At 68.1% G+C, this 2,038-nt stretch carries 3 protein-coding genes; 1 reads left to right on the top strand and 2 read right to left on the bottom strand.

Going from position 1 to position 2,038, the window contains the following annotated elements; all coding sequences use genetic code 11:
* Positions 1 to 256 (top strand): alpha/beta hydrolase (locus Y704_RS0105450; RefSeq protein WP_026549364.1); only part of this gene is annotated, 256 nt, incomplete at its 5' end.
* A 242-nt stretch (positions 257 to 498) separates the two neighbouring features.
* On the opposite strand, the gene Y704_RS0105445 is transcribed toward Y704_RS0105450, so the two are convergent.
* Together Y704_RS0105445 and Y704_RS0105440 are read right to left on the bottom strand one after the other, a co-directional pair.
* Positions 499 to 1,296: an isocitrate lyase/PEP mutase family protein gene (locus Y704_RS0105445; protein WP_026549363.1), complete on the bottom strand. Its 798-nt coding sequence runs from the start codon at positions 1,294 to 1,296 to the stop codon at positions 499 to 501.
* On the bottom strand, positions 1,293 to 1,931 hold the full coding sequence (locus Y704_RS0105440; protein WP_026549362.1) for an alpha/beta hydrolase: 639 nt from the start codon (positions 1,929 to 1,931) through the stop codon (positions 1,293 to 1,295). The genes Y704_RS0105445 and Y704_RS0105440 overlap by 4 nt, the downstream gene beginning before the upstream one ends.
* Positions 1,932 to 2,038: the final 107 nt, after the last annotated feature.

Below are 2,038 nucleotides of genomic sequence, written 5' to 3'. Positions count from 1 at the left end.
CCGCTACAGGCTCGCCGATCCGATGAGCGCCGTTCCCCTGGACATTCCCGTGTATGTGCTGCACGGCGAGGACGACACCACGGTGCCCCTCAGCCAGTCCACAAGCTATGTCGATGCAGCGAGCCGGGCGGGCGCGGAGGCTACGCTGACGATCCTTCCCGGCGACCACTTCGCCATGATCGACCCCGGCACCCCTGCCTGGGAGGGCGTGGTCGAGGTCCTCGGGCGTTCCCTTGCCGTGGACGTCCGGGAATGAGCGGAACCTGTTCCCCTCACGCTCGCGTACTGAGCCATGGTCACAGGGACGGCTCCGATCTCGAAGGACCCGGGTTCCACGAGCCATCGGCGCGGGCGACGCGCGTCATGCAACTCCACTCATCCCGCACGTAGCGGACGGAGATCGAAAATCGCCACCCTGCAATGCTCTTCCTCAGCGCGGGGAGGACAAGGAGCCGCCGTGCGTCGACCGGTGGAGACGACCATCGTTCAGGAACAGCGCTAGTTCAGCGGGCGCGTTCCGTCCGGAAGTGCGCCGTCGGCGAGGAGTGCGGCAGCGGCGTCGGCAAGGGCCGTCAGGGCGACGCGCTGGGTCCAGGGACCGTAGGAGATACGGGCCACACCGAGTTCCTGGAGTTTCGATGGCGCGAGGGAGCCCGGCACGTTGATGACGCTGACGCGCTGCTGTCCGATCCCCTCCACCAGCGCGCGGACTGTCGGTTCATCGAGGAGCCCCGGAACGAACACGCTGGCCGCGCCGATATCGAGGAAGGCCCTGCCGCGCTCGATCGCGTCCGCCAGGACGTCCGAACGGTCGCGGTCGGCTCCCTTCAGGAACACGTCGGTACGGGCATTCAGCACGAAGTCGATGCCCTCCGCCTGACCGGCCTTCACCGCAGCCTCCATCTGGGCCACGGCAGCGGCGAGCGGCCGCATCTGGTCCTCGATATTGGCGCCGACCACCCCGACGCCGATGGCCCGCCGCACGGTGTCCCCGGGATCTCCGTAGCCCGATTCCAGGTCGGCGCTGACGGGAAGGGACGTGGCCGCAGCGATCCTGCCGACAGCGTCGATCATGAGCTCAACGGGAATGTTCTCGCCGTCGTCGTAGCCGAGCGAGGCCGCAATGGAGTGGCTTGCGGTGGCCAGCGCCTCCGTTCCGGGCACTGCCTCGATGGTCCTGGCGGTGATGGCGTCCCACACGTTGATGACCTGCAGGATTTTTGGTGAGGTGTGCAGGCGCAGCAGCTCGGTTGCCCTGGCGGACACGTTCGTCGGCGTTGCTGGGGGAGTAGTCATGAATCCACCCTACGGCTACGGTCGACCAGCCAGGACACGGCACCGGAAATGTCCGAGGGGTGCACGCCGTGTCCGCCGGTGCTCACGGAACGGGTGAGGCGTGCACCCCGGCTTTCGAGCACCGCGGCGAGCTGTTCGACGCTGTCCAGCGGTGCCATCGGGTCGGCGTCGCCGTTGAACAGCGCGACGTCGATGGCGGACAGGTCGGCATCGACCGTACGGCCCTTCAGGGGATACATTCCCGAGAAGGCAATAACACCGGCCAGCGCTTGCGGGTGGAGGAGGACTGCGGCCAGCCCCATGTTCGCCCCGTTGGAAAACCCGACGGCGATGACCTGCCGGTCACCGAGGCCATAGGTCTCCCGGGCCCATGCCAGGAAGGACGCCAGTTCACCGGCCCGCCGGATCACGTCGTCGACGTCGAACACCCCCTCCGCGATGCGGTGGAACCAGCGGTTGCTGCCGTTCTCCTGCACAGGACCCCGCGGCGAGAGGACGCCGGCCCGGGGTGCGAGCCGTGCGGCAAGCGGCAGGAGGTCGTGCTCGCTGCCGCCGGTTCCGTGCAGCAGCAGCAGTACTGGCTCATCGGCGCTGCCCGGCTCGAAGACGTGAGGCCATTCCTGGTGGTCGGTCATGACCGGCCCCTCCCCGGGACTGCCGGTATGGCGGGGTTGTTCTCCTCGGGCAGTTCGATCTTCGCCACGGCGTGGGAGATGGCGTCGCGGTTCGGCTCGAGCCACGG

It is taken from the genome of Arthrobacter sp. Br18 (genome assembly GCF_000520555.1).
Classification (GTDB): domain Bacteria; phylum Actinomycetota; class Actinomycetes; order Actinomycetales; family Micrococcaceae; genus Arthrobacter_D.
This window is presented reverse-complemented; position numbering and strand designations above follow the sequence as displayed.

Excerpts from the sequence above, each read along its gene's own strand:
- Y704_RS0105445 (WP_026549363.1), bottom strand. The coding sequence starts at position 1,296 with ATGACTACTCCCCCAGCAACGCCGACGAACGTGTCCGCCAGGGCAACC.
- Y704_RS0105440 (WP_026549362.1), bottom strand. The coding sequence starts at position 1,931 with ATGACCGACCACCAGGAATGGCCTCACGTCTTCGAGCCGGGCAGCGCC.